The sequence below is a fragment of the Nocardia sp. NBC_01499 genome (assembly GCF_045040275.1).
In the GTDB taxonomy this organism is placed as follows: Bacteria; Actinomycetota; Actinomycetes; order Mycobacteriales; family Mycobacteriaceae; genus Nocardia.
Genome location: NZ_CP109426.1, coordinates 3,585,551 through 3,603,540, shown reverse-complemented (window position 1 = coordinate 3,603,540; position 17,990 = coordinate 3,585,551). Strand labels below are relative to the sequence as shown.

Genomic DNA, 17,990 nt, shown 5'->3' with positions numbered 1-17,990 from the left:
GCGTTGGTCATCCGTCCAAAACGGTTGGCTGACAGCGCTTCCCAACGCACGATATTGCCGAATTGAGGATGATCGCTTGGGAGTTCCTACCTTGCAGATCGATCCGAGCCTCGGAATAGGCTTCACCGGGTGAGTTTCAGATTGGCGGCGTACGCCGTCTGCCTTGAAGATGGCCGCGTACTGCTTGCTCGTCATGTCGTCGGAAACGGCGAAACCACTTGGACGCTTCCGGGTGGAGGGGTCGAGCACGCAGAAGATCCTTTCGACGCGGTAACCCGGGAACTCCGCGAGGAGACCGGATACGACGGGGTCGTCGAACGTCTACTGGGCGTGGATTCGAGAGTGATCCCCGCAGCTGCAGCCCGTGCAGGCGCCGAGCATCAAAACGTTGGAATCTTCTACCGCGTCCGCGTCGCCAGCGGCAGGCTCAGAGCCGAATTGAACGGGGCGACCGTCGAGCCGACCTGGACCATGATTCCTCAGGTGGCCTATCTGCGTCGATCATCGCTCGTCGATACAGGCCTAGCTCTGGCACAGGTGTCGCCTGCCAGGGTGATGGGACCACCGGTTTGCCATGAGCATGGGACCGGGTTGGACCCGGTCGCGGGCCGTGTGCTGATGGTGACTGACGACCGAGTCGCTGGTCAATCGGTTGCGGGCTTGCCGTGGCGTGGCTTCTGGCGTTGCCGGTAGGACTCGCCCTCGACGACGAGTTCGTAGGCGGCTGATTGCAGTCGGTCCATCGCTGATTGGGCCAGCAGCGGGTCGGCCATCATGGTCAGGATTTCGGGTGGTTCCCGGTTGCTGGTGATGATGGTGGAAGCTTTGCGGTGACGTTCGACGATCAGTTCGTAGAAGTCGTTGGTCTCGGTGGCTTCGAGCCGGTGCAGGGCCAGGTCGTCGAGGATGAGCAGGTCGACGCGGTGGAGTTTGCGCATCTCGTCTTCGTAGCTGCCGTCCAGGCGTGCCCCGCGCAGGCGTTTGAACAGCTTATCGCTGCGTTCGGTGTGAACCGAATGGTGGCGGCGGACCGCGATGTGTCCTAATGCGTTGGCCAGGAACGTTTTTCCGACGCCCACCGGTCCCATGATGAGGATGTTGTAGGCGTCGGCGAGGAACCGTAGCGAGGTCAGCTCCGCCCAGAGTTCGGAGTCGAAATTGACTGCGGTGGTGTCGTCCCAGGCTTGCAGCTGCATCTGCGGGTCCAGATGCGCGGATTTCGCGCGGCGTTGGGCGGATTGGCGGTCGCGGCGGGTGACCTCGTCGGAGAACAGCATTTCCAGGAAGTCGTGGTGCGGCAGCCGATTCGATCGCGCCAAAGCCAGGCGTTCAGGCAGGGTGTCGAGCAGTTGCCCGAGCTTGAGCCGGCGCATCAACGTTTTGAGTTCCGGTGAGATATCGATCGGTTTGACCGCCGGTGTCGCGGCGGGTCGGCGGGTGGTCATGACGGCCTCCTGATCTCGAAATCGGTTGTCGCGCGGACGAACCGGGACGGAGTCGGCGGTGGTGGCAACAGACTGAGCTGCTGGCCGACCGCGCTGCGGGTCAGCATGCGATCGATGACGCCGACATCGACGACCTCAGCGTCCAGGGCGCGGCGGCAGGCGTCGTCGACGGCGGCGGCGCCGTGACGGCGAACCAGCCCGAGCAGCCGGTAAACCTGGCGCATCTTCGTCCAGGGCAGCGGATGTTCCAGCACCTCCGCGGCGTAGATCCCGACATGAGCGCCATGCTCGGATGCCTTGCGCTGCAAGGTATTCAAGTCCCGCATCGCATAGACGCTGACTTCACTGGGCAGGTCGGCGGGATCGGTGTGCCGGCGGCCCGGCGCCATGACCGGGTGGACCTTGATCAGCTCTCCGCGCCAATACAGTTTCACCGTGGTCGAATCAAGGCGGGCATCCAGGCGGACCCCGACGAGTTCACCGGGAACGCTGTAGAGAGCTTTGGCGATCTGAACATGCCTGTCGGGAGCCACCTTCGGTCGAACCCAGGTCGGGATGTCGAACGGCTCCTGCGAGAGTGGTTTCAACTGCGGGGCCTCCTCGGCGGCGAACACCTCCGCCGGGCGCAGCCGGGTCGTGCCATGGATCCGCATCCCCGCCGTTTCCGCGCACCACTTGGCGGCTCTGGACCGGCAGTCCGACAGGTCCCGGAATTGTTCTCCGGCAAAGAAATTAGACCGCGCATAGGGCACGCAGCGTTCGACGCGGGGTTTGTCGCGGGGGCTGCGGATGCGGGCCGGATCGATGGCGAACCCACGCGTCTGGGCATACTCACGAAACGCGTCGTTGAGTTTCGGATCAGTCGAATCTGCTTTGTCCACAATCGTTTTCATGTTGTCCGGGATCACCACCGCGAACACGCCACCGAAGAATACCCACGCCGACTCGAACCCGTCGATCACATCGTTGAGGGTCTGCCGGTAGCTCGGATAGATCAGCATGTGCCGCGAATAAACCGCAGTGAAGATCAACCCCTGCACCACCCGACGCCGACCATCATCGGCATCGGTGAGCATCCCCAGCCTGCCGAAGTCGACCTGCACCTCAGCACCGGGTTCGCAATCGGCAACCCGCACTGTAGTCCGGCGTTTCCCGAACCCCAATTCTGTTGTCGCATAACGGTTCAAAGTCCGATATGACACCACCACACCACGGCGTCCCAGCAGGATATGGATTTTCGTCAACGTCAGGCCCTCATCGAGCCACGCCTTGATCTGATCATGTTGCGCGGCAATGGTTTCCCACGCATCACTCTTCCCGTTCGGGCGTTTGCGCCGAACCCCGGCTATCACCGCCGCGACTAGCTCATCGGTCAACTGGGCTGCATCACCCTCACGATCGAGCCCACACGAACGCGCCACCTCCACATACCGGCGCACCGTCTTGCGGTCGGTCCCCGACAACCGGGCCACCTCCCGCAAACCCAGCCCCTGCAGCCACAGCCGCAGCATCTCCACGATCTCGATCACCGAAACCTCCCGGTAGCTCATTGGGCCAATACAGCGGCCGAACGACCGGGAACCCCGCAGCCACGCCGGGTGGTCCCATAACTGGCAAAACCCCTACCCAGGTGGTCCCATCAGTGGCAAACAAGCGGTCCCATACTCATGGCAAAACCGTCTCTGAAGTGGTCCCTTCTCCCTGGCAGCCGACACACAGGCGGTTCCGCCAACCGGTCATGTAGCGTCCACTCCGGTCGGCGGCCTGATCCAGCATTGAATCGCTGCCAGCTACTTCTTGAGCGGGAACCGCGGCTGTGGAACCACCGGACCGACTCCGGATGAGTGCACCATAATGCCGCGTTGCGCGCTGATCGAACCGGCCAGTGCGGCTCTGCGGAAGATCGACCAGCGGTACCGATCCGAGGCTGGGTTCAACGCCGAAACTGCCGATTTCACGTCGTGGGTGAAGGCCGGACCGTGGGGGCCGATCGCGGTCGGGTTGAGGCGCGGATGTCTGCTCAGCTGAGATAGACGGCCATCCCGGCTGCTGCGAGACACGCTGCGGCTAAGAGCTGCAGAATTCGGTCGCCCAACACGATCTCTTCGGGTTCACCGGCCTGGCCGCCATCGACGTCGACCGCGTAACGCAGGAGGCTGATCGTGAAGGGAATCATCGAGATTGCGAACCATGGGTTGTCCTGGTGATCGGGCTCGAACGCCCACAGCCCGTAGAAGACCACGACCGCGGTACCGGACAAGGTCCATATGAAACGCAGATAGGTAGGCGTGTAGTACTGCAGCGACTTGCGAATCTTGGCACCGGTGTCGAGCGCGATCCTCAGCTCGGCATAGCGCTTGCCCGCGGCCATGAACAGCGAGCCGGAGGCCGCGATCAACAGGAACCATTGGGACAGATGAATGTTCGCCGCCACACCACCAGCGACCGTGCGCAATACGAAGCCCGACGACACGATGCAGATGTCGAGCACCGCTTGATGCTTGAGCCCGAAGCAGTAGGCGAGCTGGATACCGATGTACACCGCCATCACCACTGCCAGCTGCCACGTGGCCGCGAATGAGATCAGGATCGAGGCGCCCAGGAGTACCACCGACAGCGCGTACGCCAGATTCACCGGCACGACACCGGCGGCGATCGGCCGGAAACGTTTGGTCGGATGAGCTCGGTCTGCCTCCACATCGAGCGCGTCGTTGACCAGATAGATCCCCGAGGCCGCCAGACAGAACACCACGAACGCGATACCGATATGAAGGACGCGGGTCAGGTCGGACAAGACGAAGGTGTCAGTACCCGGAATCGTGCCTGCGGCCAGCGGCGCGGCCAGCACCAAGACGTTCTTCACCCACTGGCGTGGCCGCACAGCTTTGACCAGTCCACCAGCCAAGGTCTTGGGCGGTCCGGAAAGGACAGCGTCGTCGAGTTCGATGGTTGTTGGCTCTTCACTCATATCAACCTGCCTGCTTCCCGTCGCGGTGCACTAATCTCGTTGCGCGGCTGGCACTGCCGCCATTACGCCGCCGGGATTGTGTCGACCGTAGAACCGCCCACGACATACTCCCAAACATCCACCCGTATGCCTTCGGTCAACCTTTCTTCTACCTCCGCCAGTTCGACGGAACGGGCGCGAAGCCAGCAGCACAGGCAGTTGAGCGAGCGATCGTCAAGTCGAGATCGACTGACCCGCAGAACGTCCGCTACCGCTGGGCGGGCGTTCTGAGCGACGAGATCAACAACATCCGATATTGCCGTTGCGCCGCATCATACGGTTGTCCGACCGCAACCAATTGTATGTAACTATGGGTATCGGTTACCTCTGAGGCTTCGGTTGCTGGGCCTGGCCTCCAAGGCCAACCCGCCGACCTCACGTCACGACCTTAGGAGACTGCCCCATGTCTGACGGCACCGCGGATTCGCCATGGCGACGGCCCACCCTCATCGCGACGCTCGTCGCCGCGTTCATCACGCAGAACTCGATCGCGCTGCCCTACCTATGGCGCAACGGGCCGAAGTCGGTGCTGGATTTCTTCGTTGGCGACATCTACAAGACGGTGCCGGGCCGCTTCGCCATGGTCGACCTCGCCTTCGTGGTGCTCGGCTTCCACCTATGGGCCTTCTCCGAAGCACGGCGGCTCGGCATCGTGGGTTGGTGGGCTATCTCGTTCGTGATGACCTTCTCGGTGGGTATCGCCACCGCGATTCCGTTCTTCCTGCTGGTCCGCGACTTCACGATTGACAAGGCAGCAAGCAGGCAATGAGTCACGCCGCCGACCGTCTTCCACGCCAAAGATAGTCGCCATCCGGTAGCCGATTGCAGGTCGTTTGGCGGGCCGCCGTCTGGTTGGTGGGTCTTGTTCAGTGGGGTGTTTGGGGGTGGAGGAGTTGCTCGTTGAGGTGCCTGCGCACGGCGTTCATATCTGTGGGTGTGTCGGTGGTCAGGATGCCGGACAGGTCGGCGCAGGCATGGGCTGCTGCGCTGGATCGCGGCAGCATGACGGTTTCGTAGGCGCGAACGGCACTGTCCACTTCGGAGTGTGTGGTGAGGGCGTCGGCCAGGTCGACGCCGTCGAGCATGGCGAGGTTGGCCCCGATGCCGAGCGAGGGCATGAGGTGGGCGGCGTCACCGAGCAGGGTGAGACCGGGGGTGTGGTCCCAGGTGTGCCCGAGTGGCAAGACGTGCAGGGGGCGGTTGACGAATCCTGCGTCGCTGTCGCGCAGCAGGTCGAGCAGGCTGTCGTGCCAGCCGTCGAACTCACCCAGCAGGTACTCCCGCACGGCCTTGCTGTCCTGGAGGTCCACGCCGGCGGCAGCATGCCAGTCGAGCGGGATGTCGAGTATGGCGTAGACGCGGACACGGCCGCCGCTGTTGCGCATGGCGCACAGAGCTTTGCCGGCGGAACTGGCTCTCAGGGTGCCGTGGCCGACCAGGTTCGCGATGGCGGGGTGCCGGGCGTCGACGTCGTCGAATTGGGTCTCGACGATGGTTGTGCCGAGGTAGCCGGGCACGGCGCCAGATAGGGCCGGGCGGATCCGTGACCAGGCTCCGTCCGCGCCGATGACCAGGTTGAAGTCCTCGGCAGTCCCGTCGACCAGGTGTAGGCGGGCGGCGCCGTCGACCAGCGGCGTCGCCCCGCTGGCAGCGCGGCCCCAGCAGATGGCACCGTCGGCGAGAGATCCCAGGAACAGAGCCCGCAGCTGACCGCGATCGATTTCCGGCGCGTAGTCCTCGCCGTCGGCGGGCTGGTCATGGCGCAGGACCGCCGCGGTGGCGGGGTCCAGCACGCGGCGCTCTTGGCCCTCGGGGCGGGCCAGGGTGCGGAACTGTTCGAGCAGGCCCGCGGCGCGCAGGGCTGCCTGGCCGGTGTCGGGGTGCAGGTCCAGGGCGCCGCCCTGGACGCGAGCGTCGGGGGATAGCTCGCGATCGAACACGGTGACGGGCAGGCCGCGCAGCTGCAGGACGCGAGCGCAGGCCAGGCCGCCGAGGCCGGCGCCGATGATCGCGATACGAGGGTTGCTCATGGCGAAGTGATCCCTTCTGGGTGAGCACGCCCGGAGTTCCGGCACGTTCACTCACAAAATCATATTGACTACAAAAGTGCAATGAATAGCCATTCGTTGTGGCTACGCCTTTGCGATATGGTGGGCGGCATGAGCGAGCCAATCGGGCGCCGAGAGCGTAAGAAGGCCCAGACGCGCCAGGCCCTGTCCGATGCTGCGGTGCGGTTGTTCGTCGAGCGCGGCTACGACCAGGTCGGCGTCAAGGACGTCGCTGACGCCGCCGACGTGGCGGTGACCACTCTGTTCAAACACTTCCCCAGCAAGGAAGCCCTGGTCTTCGACCTCGACGACGACATCGAGGCCACGCTCGTCGCGGCGGTGCGCGACCGCACCCCCGGCCAGTCCATCCCCACCGCCCTGCGCGAGCACATCCTGCGCCGACGCGAGCACATGCTGCGTCGGGCGGTCACCGACATGCGCACCGCTGGCTTCCTGCGCATGGTCGAGGACACCCCCGCGCTGCGCGACTATGCCCGCCGCATGTGGCAGCGCCACGAGACCGCCCTCGCCCACGCTATCGCCGAGGACATCGGCGCCCCCGCTGACGACACCGCCTGCACGGCTCTGGCCCGTTTCGCACTGGAAGCGGCCGATCTCGTCCACCGACACACCAACCCGCAGCAAGCCGCACACACGATCTTCGCCCTACTCGAGCGCGGCTGGGCAGCCGACCACCCGACAGGCTGAGTCAACCAAGCCTCGACGACGGCCACCGCGCACGCGACATCTCGGCGAGGATTGTCAGCGCCGCACGATCACGGATCAACTATGGCCGCCCCAAGCATCCGGGCCCCGCACACGCTTATGCCGCGAGCCGGGCGTACTCGGTGACCCCGTTGATGGTCGGCAAGCATGCTCTGCGTGCGCCGGGAGATCGGTGCGATGCTCGTATCCGAACTGGCGCAACACGGTGCTCGTGCGAGCGATGCACCACCATGCATTCGGAGGCACTGCCCGGTTGGATTGCTCGACGCCCCCCGGGGCGCGTGCGGGCTGGTGTTGCCCGGCATCGTTGAGCATGGGTACTTCATCCGATATCGACGTCACCTTCGCCGGTGACGATCTCGTATTGAGGCTGGCTAGCGCGGTCTATCTGGCCCGGTTCACCGGAAGCTCCCGTATCCACTGCGGATCGGACCTGCGCCTGTACTTCTGCTGGTGCACCGAACACAACCTCCTGCCGTTGCTGGTGGTGCGGGCTGAGATCGAACGGTATGTGCGGTGGATGCAGGAAATCCGCCGGTTCAAACCCTCCACCGTCGCCCGCCGCACCGCGGTCGTCACCGGGTTCTACCGCACCTGCGTCATCGACGGCGTCATCGAGCACTCGCCGGCCGAGTATGTTCGCCGCCCGCGAGTACCGAACGAGTCACCGACACTGGGGCTTTCGCACCTGCAATTCGAAGCGCTGCTCACCGCAGGCCGTGATTCAGCGAATCTGTTCGACTTCGCACTGGTAGCGATGCTCGGACTGCTTGGGTTGCGGATCTTCGAGGCGTGCAAGTCCGACGTCGAGGACATCGGTGAGGAACGTGGCCACCGCGTGCTGCGAGTGATCGGGAAGGGTTCCAAGCTCGCCCTGATCCCGCTCCCTCCAGCTGTCGGGCGGGCGATCGACCGCGCCGTCGGGGACCGTGATCGTGGGCCGATCCTGCTCAACACCCGTGGACGGCGCATGGATCGTCATTGCGCCACAATACGATTGCGGCGCCTGGCCCAGGATTCGGCGACGCGGCTACCGAGGATGCACCCGCACATGCTGCGCCATTCCTTCGTCACCACCATGCGCTACGACCGCGCCCGCACCAACATCGACCGCCACCCCAACTACATCCTCGCCGCCAACATGGCCTCAGGCACATAACAACTCAACGCATGCACATAGCCGATTACACGATGTGGGGATTGCGCCAGTCGGGTTCGTAGGAGGCAACGGGGCCGGTCAGATCGTGGTGGCGACCTGGTCATGAATGTCCGCCAATGCTGTTGCCAGTTGGCGAATTCCAGGATCTTCGACCGGGTAGTGCCCTGCCTGCTCGAGGACGAAGAGTTGCTTCGGTGCGGCGATGCGATCGAAGAACATCCGACTGACCGCCAGCGGCGTCCAGCGGTCAGCGCCGGGGTGCAGCAACCACACCGGGCAAGCGGTGAAATTCTCCGGCTCGACCAGCGGAACCGATCGCAGGTAGGTGCGCAAGAATCCCAAGGGCACCCACACACCGCCGCCTCGTGGATCAGCGGTGACGATAGCGTTGAGGTCGGAAAGGTTGGACATCGCAGTCACGTTGGCCACCAACCGCATTGGCACACGAATACCATCGAACGCCGGGACCAGCAGTCTCGGGCCATAGTGTCCGAGCCAGCGGTGTCTGCCGATACAGCGGCGAGCTCGACGCGATCGAGGGTCGAGTAGACAGGTGACCGCGAGAGCATCGACCATGCCGGTACGGGCCGCGGCCTCGTAGGCCAGCATTCCGCCCATGCTGGCCCCGAACACCACCAAGGGGCGTGGATCGGCCGTCTTCTCGGCCCGAACCAGATCGGCGACGCAGTCGACCCAGTCCGGATAACGCACTGCCCGAGCCGATCTCGTCTCGGTGTGCCCGTACCCCGGCAGATCGGGGACCAATACCTCGAAGCCCAGCTGTGCCGCCATGGCCGCGAACGGCCACATCACCGCCGCGTGCCCGCCTCCGCCGTGCACCAACAGCATGCGCACCGGGTCATCCGGTCGAGCAACACGCTCGACGTGGATGCGTGCGCCACGCCAGAGCCACCACGTCGACTCGGGTCGAAGGCTCGGGTCCGGACGGAGATCATCGGGGAGAAATGCCAGGTAGGAGTCATGCATGCCATAATGATTCGAGTAATCCTCGGTTTTGACAACTCGGTTTCGGGAGACCATGTCGACCCCACGCAAAACCCCGCGCCAGCAGCGATCGGAGTTCACCTTCGACGCGATCCTCGACGCGGCTGCTCGACTTTTCCAACAACATGGCTACGCCGCGACCACCACCAACAAGGTCGCCGAACTGGCCGGGGTGTCGATCGGGACGCTCTATCACTACATACCGAACAAAGACGCGCTGCTCTACGCACTCGCCGAACGTCACCTCCGCGACGGCGCAGCGGACCTCTTGCCCGAAGCGGCCCAATTACGCAGCGAGCAGCCACCTTTGGTCGATACCGTGCGGCGGCTGATCACCGCAGTCGCACGCCTGCACACTGCCGAGCCGCAAATGCATCGCCTGCTCTACGAACAGGCACCCCGCACGCCCGCAAGCATCGAAAAGCTCAAGCAGTTCGAACAACTGTTGGTCGGCGAAGTCGCCTTCCACCTGAGCCGCCTCGGCGCCGGCGGAACCGATCCGACACTGACCGCGGTACTGCTCGTCCAAGCTGTCGAAGCCCAAATCCACGGCATCGTTCTCGACCCACTCGACGGTCGCACGATCGACGATTCTGTCGAGACCGTGATCGACTTCTGGACACGAGCACTCACCGCACAGATCGCCTGATCGCACAGTAGAGCACTCAGTCGAATATCCGGTCATGCCGCGACCCGCGCGTTCCGAACGGATGATGTCCAGCCGTTATTCATAGGCGCGCCAACGCATCTGGAGCGTCCAGCCACTGCCGAACAACGCGCACGCTCAGGTCCACCTGTCGACCGTCGGATCGATAAGCTACTGCCGTGAAAGAGACGTCGGGAAAGGGCGACGGCTGTGAACTGCCCGCCATCGCTGTCTATTGGCTCAGCGACGATCCGCAACCGGGCATCGTCCTGGTCGAGTTGGTAGATGCACACGGCCGACCTCACCAACTGGTCGACAAGACACCCTCGTTCGGCGGGGAACTGCTTCCCACACCCGCCTATCCATGCCCCACCACGAACCAGTGCACTATCGAGGACATCGACGACGGCATAGCTACCGTCAGCACATGGTGGCTATCCGGCGGCCCCGACGATGTGCCGTTCGTCTTCGAGATACGACTCGACACCCTCGGTCCAACTGACCGCCTACCACTGTCGAAGGTTCTGCCGTAGCGCGCTTTGGTCGGTCGTCTAGATCTTGTTGGTAGACACAGCTTCCCAACGACCCGAGCGCAGCAAGCTGCCGAACGCTAGTGGATGGATCGCGGCGCTATCTGGTCACACTTCGTGGGTGTGATTGCCCTTTCCGACACCGACTGCCGCCCACCCACTCGCAACCTCAATCGGCCCGTGCGCGGCTTCGACGATCTCGGTCCAATCGCTGAGCGGAGGCACACCCCATCGGATCCTATGATCTCCGTCGAATTCGATCTCGTCGTCGATCCTGGAGGTGTACCAGTGATCGTTACATCGAATCGCGACGAATGTGTAGATGCGCCGACTGCCCTCCCATTTGAGCTGAACGGAATGCTGGACCGAGAAACGGACAGTTGAACCCTCAGTCGGTTCAGGTGGACGGTCTTTGGGGTCGGACATGGTCGGGCTCCTCAGTTTTCACTCGCCTATTCGAACTACATCCATAGCCCTGCGGCCTCACTACCGGGCCCGGCGACGAACGACGCCCGTCGTAATGGGTTCCGCGCCCATGGATTCATAGCGTATGACTCTTACATCGAAGACTGGGAACACTTCGTTTCTACTTCTCAGGGCTGACGACCTACAGGACGTTCACACCGATACCTGGGGTGGAGGCGCCGATCCCAACCTCGTCGAAAACACTTACGCTCTTGGCGTTGATTGATCAACTACCAGGTCTCGGACGCCCTCGCCACAGGCCTCGTGCCCGCGATCGGGCACATTCGATGCGCCGGGTGTTCCACCTGCCTGCGGTAGGGTGTTGGGCGTTCAAGCTCGACATTCGACCGTTTGACCTGGGGGGCGTATGGCTACGTTCAAGGCCGATCTGGAGACACTGGGGAAGCTCGCAACAACCCTGCACGATCTGGCCCGTCAAGCCGGGAGCACCAAGCCGAAACGGGTAGCTGCTGTGAGCCCGCATGAGCAGCTGCAGTCAACCGCCGCTGGCTTGTTCCTCGAGAGCGAACAGCTTCTCGGAGTGCTGATTCCGACGATCAAGGAGCGCCTGGGCGAGACCGGGGACGTGATGGCCAACGTTGCTCGTCAGTACAAGGACACTGACGAGAGCAATGCCAACAGCATCTTGGATGTCTACCGCAAATCGACCGGCGACTGGACTGCGTAGGAGCGGGGATGACTCTGAAGATTTGGATCGACTACGCCGATCCGTCGAGCCTGATCGCCCTCGGTGATTCCTGGGTCGCTTTCGGTACCGACCTCGAGCATCTGTTCGACCGATACGTAGACGCTGTCACGAAGGTGAACGACACGTACTGGGAAGGCCAATGTGCGCAAGCGGCCCAGGACCGAGCGCTGGCTGACCAGAAGACCATGCAGACCCTTGCCGACAAAATCAGCACCGTCGCCCAACGCGTCAAGAACGGCTACGACGAGATAGATGCACCGCTTCGACGGGCCCGGGGAGCTCTCATCGAAGCGGAACGTCGCGGCTATTCGATCGCCGACACGCTCGCGCTGAGTATTCCACCTGGGAAGTCGGTCAGCGACGAGGACAAACAGGCGCTGCTCGACCTCCAAGCTGAACTCAACGACGCCGCCCGTTCCACTGTGCAGGCCGACAGCAAACTCCGCGACGACCTGAACAACGCTCACGCAGACCTTCGAGCGGCCTTCATCGCTTCTCCGGCTGCCCTCGGCACCGATCAAGGCAAAGCCGACGGATCGAATCTGATCACCCAACCGGTCAACCTGAGCCAAGACGGCATACAGCGTCTTATCCAGGCTGGTCAGCTGACGCCTGATCAGGTGGCGGCATTGCAGCGTGGCGAGACGACTACGATCCCCGCCTCGCAGATGGAGTACTTGAACGGGCTCAGCCACTCGCTCGACGGCAAAAGCCCTCAGGAAATCCAGCAGATCATGAGCAAGCTCCCGCCAGATGGACAGCGCGCGTTGGCGAACTCGCTGCAGATCCTGTCGAACCCGTCGATCAACGCGGGAGCGGTGGCAGCCGATGACAAAGACCTGCCCAACAGCGGCAAGGGCGGACTCGGCCAGCTGCCGAAACAGATGCAGGCCTCACTGACCCGCAGCGACCTCGTCACGGACAAGTCGAAATACGGCATCGCCCATGAGGTCAACCTCAACGGGGTAGCCGACAACCAGGCGATCGCAAAGATAGTCGGCGCTGGCGACCCGCAGTACCGTCTCGGAACTGACGTCGACCGCAAGCTGCTCGACGTGGGAGCGAAGTACCTCGACGGCTACGAGAACTTCAAAAACTCCGACGACTTCATCCACCCGTCACTGAAGATCGACGGAGCTGATCCCAGCGTCGTCGGGCAGTTCGGGCCGCGTATCAGTGAGGACATGTTCGCCGTCGCCGGTACCGACAAGGCAGCGGTTGAAGGTCTGGTGACCGGCCCAGACCACGAGAAGCTCATGCATAACGTGCTCACTCACGAGTGGAGTGACCGCGGTACTGCTGTGTCCACACTCTTCAAGTTCGACCCGCAGGATTCGGTCGTCGAAGACCCGAACAACCCGATCGATGTGAAGACAGCCCAGCGGACCGGCCACATCATGAGTTCGGTCGGTGAGTACCTCGCCGGTGGCGGAGACCCGAACGCACGCTGGAACGAACTGACCAAGATGGACAACCACGGCATCAACGGCCACAGCATCGGTCAGCTCAATCCGACACTGGTTCAAGAGATCTCAAGAGGAATGTCGCCCTACGTCGACGTGCTGGCTGGCACCCCGCGCCCCGAACTGCCTGGCTTCGACGTGCCCCATCACATCAACAGCGATGGCAAGATATCGACCTGGCTCGACCCTCAGGGGAATGGCTCCTACAAGGGCGCAGCCAACATCTTCGGTCTGATGAACACTGACCACGACCTTACCGGTGCTGGCAAGACTTTGAACGGCGCCGCCATGTTCGGCGTTCTGCGCAACGAAGGGGTGTACGCGCACGATCCCCAGCTGCCGGGATCTACCGACAGCTTGGCCACCGCCGGGCGGCTGAACGCACTTGTCGACAAAGGCATCTTCGCAGCCTCCGAGTCCAACCACAGCAACAACTATGCCGATGCGCAAGATATGTATGACCGCAAGCGCGCGGCGTACGACGAGATGAAGGCGATCACCAGCCGGAGTCTGACCGAGTCTCTGCCGGGAGGCAAGTATGGCGGCGATATTCTGACTGGGGGTGGCGACAATCTGAAGGAGTTCTTCACCGGCGCCAAACCAACCGAGTCGGAACTGCCAGCTGTCGCACCACCTAACTTTGCGCAACGAAGCCACGAGGTGCTCTCACAGGCGCAGATCCCGGAGAATCTGCAGAGTAGATATTCTGATCTGTTCGAAAACGGTGGGCTGAAGTCTTGGGAATCGATTCAGTTCGACCCGAAGAATGAACACCTGACAACTGAGCTGAACGAGCTGTTCAACAAGATCGGCCAAACCGACGACGGTCACGGTGCTACGTTGCGCAATGCTTACAGTCAGGTCATCCTCGATGTTCAGGGCAAAGGTAAATGAGCCGGAACAATCGTATCCTCCTCGCCTGCCTCGCCGTCGCCACTGTCGGCACGGGGGTATCCGCCTGCGATCAAGAGGAGCCATCGAAACCGGACCCCTCGTACTCCAACGTGTGGTCGGCCGACCATGGAATCGACCTGTTCTCGCGCGGAGCAGAACTAATACGCGCCGCTCACGAATCCGGATGGATCGTTAGTCATGTCGGCATCAACAACGCATACTCCGGATACCGTGAAGCCCTCGCGCCTCCCGACAACGATCACAATATGGACGTCCTGTTCACCGAAGTGGCGCCAGATGAATCGGCCGAGTACTGGCTGCAGACCAAAGAGACGCATCATAGCCACATCACCGCATACTCCGCCGACGACAAGACAGTGACGGCCACTGTATGCCGATACGTAGTCCCCGAAGATAGTGTGGGTGCGAGCGGAAGCGATCTCCGTGACTTCACCTCGAACATGTCCGTGGTTGATATCCGACTAGAGAATGCGACCGGCAACGCAGGCAAACCAGGGATAGCCGACCGCGATCCCAACCAGCATGATCCGGCGGCACACCGGCCACCACGATGGAATGTGTTCGGAGACTGGAAGATTACTAAGATCAAAAAGAATCTGGACTCCGATCCCGAAGGCTGCCGGACCTGGTTCCAGCAGCAGATCCCTGGCCTTATCGCGGAGCCGGACTCGAAAACCCTGAAGCTGTCGCCTACCGTCCAGATCCCTCCACAGCCTGTCGCTGTCCAGTATCCGGAATGGATTGGTCCATCTAAGTGATAGACCAAGAAGGTCGAGCCAATAACCTATTTGGCGAGAAGAGCTGACGGGGACTGTACAAACAACGGTGTAACTCCGAAACAAGGAGTGGCACATGAACTCTGATGTGGTGGCGGTCGAGGTGGCCGATACTGATTCGGTGGCCAGACCCAGGAAAGCGAAGACGTCGGTGGTGGATGCCGAGCTGGTGGGCCGGCTCGTGGCCCAGGCCCGCGCGAGCGGGCTGCAGTTGACCGGCGAAGACGGTCTGTTGGGGCAGCTGACCAAGATGGTGGTCGAATCGGCTCTGGACGGGGAGATCACCGATCACCTCGGCTATGACCACGGCGATCCGGCGGGTCGTGGAACACCGAACTCCCGCAACGGAACCCGCTCGAAGACGGTCGTGACCGATGTCGGTCCGGTCGAGATCGATGTCCCGCGTGACCGCGACGCCAGTTTCGAGCCGCAGATCGTGCGTAAACGCCAGCGCCGGTTGAACGGGGCGGAGAACATGGTGTTGTCGCTCTCGGCCAAGGGCCTGACTCATGGCGAGATCTCGGCGCATCTGCGCGAGGTCTACGGCGCCGAGGTGTCCAAGCAGACGATCTCGACCATCACCGACAAGGTCATCGACGGCATGACCGAATGGCAGAACCGGCCCCTGGACCGGGTTTATCCGGTGATCTTCCTGGACGCGATCCATGTCAAGATCCGCGACGGGAAGGTCGCCAACCGGCCGATCTACCTCGCGTTGGCCGTCACGGTCGAGGGCGGCCGCGAGATCCTCGGGCTCTGGGCCGGTGACGGCGGTGAAGGCGCGAAGTTCTGGTTGCAGATCCTGACCGAGCTGAAAAACCGTGGCGTCGATGACGTCTGCATGCTCGTCTGCGACGGGCTCAAAGGACTACCCGAAGCGATCGGGCAGACCTGGCCGGCCGCGGTCGTTCAGACCTGCATCGTTCATCTGCTGCGCGCGTCGTTCTCCTATGCCGGGCGCCAGGACTGGGCCGTCATCGCCAAAGCCTTGAAACCGGTCTACACCGCCGCGACCGAAGCCGCGGCGTTGGAACGGTTCTATGAGTTCGCTGAGGTCCGGGGCGCGAAATATCCTGCTATCGTGCGGCTTTGGGAAACCTCGTGGGCCGAGTTCACTCCGTTCCTGGCCTTCGACACCGAGATCCGACGGGTCATCTGTTCGACGAATGCGATCGAGTCGGTCAACGCTCGTATCCGCCGCGCGGTCCGTGCTCGCGGCCATTTCCCCAACGAGCAAGCCGCCCTCAAATGCGTCTACCTCGCGGTCATGGCCCTCGACCCCACCGGCGAGGGCCAGAAACGATGGATCACCCGATGGAAAGCCGCGCTCAACGCCTTCGACATCACCTTCGAAGGCCGACTCACCGCCGGCCGAAAATAGTTCAATCAACCCGAGTTACACCGTTACCTGGACAGACCCAGCTGACGCGACGATCCCAGCGATATCTTGGACGTGTTCGCACGCGTTCCAATCTGTGAGCGCGGCAGTGCTGCTCACTGATATATCGAGAGTCCCGTCCGGGTCGGTCAAGACTACGAAGCAGGCTTCACTCTCAGGCCGCTTGTAGGTGATTGCGTCGCTGCCGTTTACCTTTATTTCGGTGGCTGCGGCGCCTTCGCGCTTCCGGAAATCGTCCAGTGTCAAATTGGTTGATGAGATCGTCAAGGAACCTACTGTCCGCGTCTGGCCGCGCACGTCTTGTTTGCGATCAAAGGAGCAACCGATGAACGCGTAGTCGTCGTGAACCTGATCGGCGCGCTCGCGGGTCTTGGGCTCGAATCCGGCTTTGGTGACGGTGTCATCGCCTACCTCGACACACGGATCTAGTTGGACCGGCTTGCGCGAGTTGCGGGGCTGATCAGGGGCAGGCCCTATCGGCACCGCGAGAACGGGTTTCGCAGTTGTCGATGTGACTGTGCTGGTCGGCTCGCTTTTGTGATCACTGCTTGTGCAACCGACAGTGATGATGGCAGTGGAGGTCAAAGCCAGAGCAATCCCGAGGTATTTCATTGCTCTCAGCTACCAGTCCCTGGCGTGTTCTCGAGAAGCTTGATTCTGCCCGCATTGAGCTGATCTGCTTCTGAGATGAGCTGACCAGCCCGCAAGAAGGCTTCCTGAAGACGCATTGCGCCGTCGATCAACTGGTTGATCACACCTATCCCTTCAGCAGCCTTGTTCGAGAATCCTCGTTGCAGATCTTGCCCAGAAGCAAAGCCACCGAACCCGGTCGCGTCCTGAGCACGAGTCAGCTTGGTCCGTACCTTCGTCAGCCCGTCGATCATCTGGTCGTAGAGCTGAACCGCCTCCCGTACGGTGTGCTCCTCGAACCGGATCGAGCCAGAGCGCGCGGCCTCGTTGAATGCCGCGATCTCAGCCTGACCGAGTTTGATATTCGCGCTGGTCACGCCCAGTCCGTCGAAATGATCCGGAGAGGGCACAATCACACAGCTGCCCCGCCACCGCGACAACGCATCCAACAATGCCCACAACGCCGACGTTGGAGGCGCGGCGCCCAGCAACCGCTTCAGATCGAATCCCTCGCGCCAGGCGAGCTGGCGCAGTTGCTCGGCCGCTCGGCCGCCCGACCGCTCATCCAACGCGAGCAGCATCGACCACAACGTCGCGATCGGTGGCCCCTCTTCACAGAACACCCGTCCCTGGACAGTTCCGCCGTTACTCGCGGCCAGCTCCTCCAGTCGACCTTCCATCTCCGCACGCTGGGACCCCACCAGCCGCAACTGCATGTACCCGTACATTTCAACAGTCACGAGACACCGCCACGAGACTCTCGAGCACCGCTCGCTGCGGCGGCAGAACCCGAGACGGCTCGTCCAGCCACACCCGGTAGCCAAGCCGCTCATCGACCGGGGACGGCAAAACGGTGTAGGTCGACGCGATCCCGATGTTCAAACGCAGCAGTAGAGCGAACAACTCCAGCTCTCTACCGTCGGTTGGCCCGGTAAGAAACGTCGCCCGAGCCGAGCCCGGGTGCGCAACCACCGGTCCGGGACGTCCCATGCATGCCCGTACCCTCAACGCCAGAACTGACGGCATCGCCACCGCGCCGACGAAGTCTGCGTGTACGACGATTCGTC

18 protein-coding genes are annotated in these 17,990 nt (G+C 62.5%); 10 read left to right on the top strand and 8 right to left on the bottom strand.

Annotated features, from left to right (window positions below; translation table 11 throughout):
• Positions 1-129: 129 nt before the first annotated feature.
• Positions 130-693: an NUDIX hydrolase gene (locus OG203_RS16605; protein WP_405166553.1), complete on the top strand. Its 564-nt coding sequence runs from the start codon at positions 130-132 to the stop codon at positions 691-693.
• Here the strand turns inward: OG203_RS16605 and OG203_RS16600 are convergent.
• The 3 genes from OG203_RS16600 to OG203_RS16590 form a co-directional block, all read right to left on the bottom strand.
• Positions 645-1,445, bottom strand: coding sequence for an ATP-binding protein (locus OG203_RS16600; protein ID WP_405160806.1), 801 nt, complete (start codon positions 1,443-1,445; stop codon positions 645-647). The genes OG203_RS16605 and OG203_RS16600 overlap by 49 nt on opposite strands.
• Positions 1,442-2,995 (bottom strand): IS21 family transposase, encoded by a 1,554-nt coding sequence (gene istA / locus OG203_RS16595; RefSeq protein WP_405160805.1) that lies wholly within the window; start codon positions 2,993-2,995, stop codon positions 1,442-1,444. Before istA ends, OG203_RS16600 begins: the two co-directional genes overlap by 4 nt.
• 470 nt (positions 2,996-3,465) lie before the next feature.
• Positions 3,466-4,413, bottom strand: a complete 948-nt coding sequence (locus tag OG203_RS16590) for a decaprenyl-phosphate phosphoribosyltransferase (protein WP_405166552.1) — start codon at positions 4,411-4,413, stop codon at positions 3,466-3,468.
• A 442-nt stretch (positions 4,414-4,855) separates the two neighbouring features.
• Here OG203_RS16590 and OG203_RS16585 point away from each other — a divergent pair, with 442 nt between their 5' ends.
• A complete protein-coding gene (locus OG203_RS16585; RefSeq protein WP_405166551.1) occupies positions 4,856-5,221 on the top strand; it encodes a DUF2834 domain-containing protein in 366 nt (121 codons plus the stop codon).
• Between the two features lie 97 nt (positions 5,222-5,318).
• Here the strand turns inward: OG203_RS16585 and OG203_RS16580 are convergent, their stop codons facing one another.
• Positions 5,319-6,482, bottom strand: coding sequence for an FAD-dependent oxidoreductase (locus OG203_RS16580; protein ID WP_405166550.1), 1,164 nt, complete (start codon positions 6,480-6,482; stop codon positions 5,319-5,321).
• A gap of 129 nt (positions 6,483-6,611) precedes the next feature.
• Here OG203_RS16580 and OG203_RS16575 point away from each other — a divergent pair, with 129 nt between their 5' ends.
• On the top strand, positions 6,612-7,208 hold the full coding sequence (locus OG203_RS16575; protein ID WP_405166549.1) for a TetR/AcrR family transcriptional regulator: 597 nt from the start codon (positions 6,612-6,614) through the stop codon (positions 7,206-7,208).
• Positions 7,209-7,539: 331 nt separating this feature from the next.
• Positions 7,540-8,385 (top strand): tyrosine-type recombinase/integrase, encoded by an 846-nt coding sequence (locus OG203_RS16570; protein ID WP_405166548.1) that lies wholly within the window; start codon positions 7,540-7,542, stop codon positions 8,383-8,385.
• Between the two features lie 78 nt (positions 8,386-8,463).
• Here the strand turns inward: OG203_RS16570 and OG203_RS16565 are convergent, their stop codons facing one another.
• Positions 8,464-9,372: an alpha/beta hydrolase gene (locus OG203_RS16565; RefSeq protein ID WP_405166547.1), complete on the bottom strand. Its 909-nt coding sequence runs from the start codon at positions 9,370-9,372 to the stop codon at positions 8,464-8,466.
• A gap of 52 nt (positions 9,373-9,424) precedes the next feature.
• Here OG203_RS16565 and OG203_RS16560 point away from each other — a divergent pair, with 52 nt between their 5' ends.
• The gene (locus tag OG203_RS16560; RefSeq protein WP_405166546.1) at positions 9,425-10,039 is read left to right on the top strand and encodes a TetR/AcrR family transcriptional regulator; all 615 of its coding nucleotides are present in this window, start codon (positions 9,425-9,427) and stop codon (positions 10,037-10,039) included.
• A gap of 176 nt (positions 10,040-10,215) precedes the next feature.
• Positions 10,216-10,569: a hypothetical protein gene (locus OG203_RS16555; RefSeq protein WP_405166545.1), complete on the top strand. Its 354-nt coding sequence runs from the start codon at positions 10,216-10,218 to the stop codon at positions 10,567-10,569.
• 105 nt (positions 10,570-10,674) lie between these two features.
• Here OG203_RS16555 and OG203_RS16550 read toward each other — a convergent pair whose 3' ends face one another.
• Complete coding sequence (locus OG203_RS16550; protein WP_405166544.1) at positions 10,675-10,992, bottom strand: hypothetical protein; 318 nt, start codon at positions 10,990-10,992, stop codon at positions 10,675-10,677.
• Positions 10,993-11,398: 406 nt separating this feature from the next.
• Here OG203_RS16550 and OG203_RS16545 point away from each other — a divergent pair, with 406 nt between their 5' ends.
• From OG203_RS16545 to OG203_RS16530, 4 genes are all read left to right on the top strand, one after another.
• Positions 11,399-11,719, top strand: a complete 321-nt coding sequence (locus OG203_RS16545) for a hypothetical protein (protein ID WP_405166543.1) — start codon at positions 11,399-11,401, stop codon at positions 11,717-11,719.
• 8 nt (positions 11,720-11,727) lie between these two features.
• Positions 11,728-14,097 (top strand): hypothetical protein, encoded by a 2,370-nt coding sequence (locus OG203_RS16540; RefSeq protein WP_405166542.1) that lies wholly within the window; start codon positions 11,728-11,730, stop codon positions 14,095-14,097.
• Complete coding sequence (locus OG203_RS16535; RefSeq protein ID WP_405166541.1) at positions 14,094-14,876, top strand: hypothetical protein; 783 nt, start codon at positions 14,094-14,096, stop codon at positions 14,874-14,876. Before OG203_RS16540 ends, OG203_RS16535 begins: the two co-directional genes overlap by 4 nt.
• Positions 14,877-14,970: 94 nt before the next feature.
• Complete coding sequence (locus OG203_RS16530; RefSeq protein WP_405166540.1) at positions 14,971-16,275, top strand: IS256 family transposase; 1,305 nt, start codon at positions 14,971-14,973, stop codon at positions 16,273-16,275.
• A 15-nt stretch (positions 16,276-16,290) separates the two neighbouring features.
• Here the strand turns inward: OG203_RS16530 and OG203_RS16525 are convergent, their stop codons facing one another.
• Together OG203_RS16525 and OG203_RS16520 are read right to left on the bottom strand one after the other, a co-directional pair.
• The gene (locus OG203_RS16525; protein WP_405166539.1) at positions 16,291-16,905 is read right to left on the bottom strand and encodes a DUF3558 family protein; all 615 of its coding nucleotides are present in this window, start codon (positions 16,903-16,905) and stop codon (positions 16,291-16,293) included.
• 5 nt (positions 16,906-16,910) lie between these two features.
• Positions 16,911-17,663 (bottom strand): hypothetical protein, encoded by a 753-nt coding sequence (locus tag OG203_RS16520; protein WP_405166538.1) that lies wholly within the window; start codon positions 17,661-17,663, stop codon positions 16,911-16,913.
• Positions 17,664-17,990 lie beyond the last annotated feature (327 nt).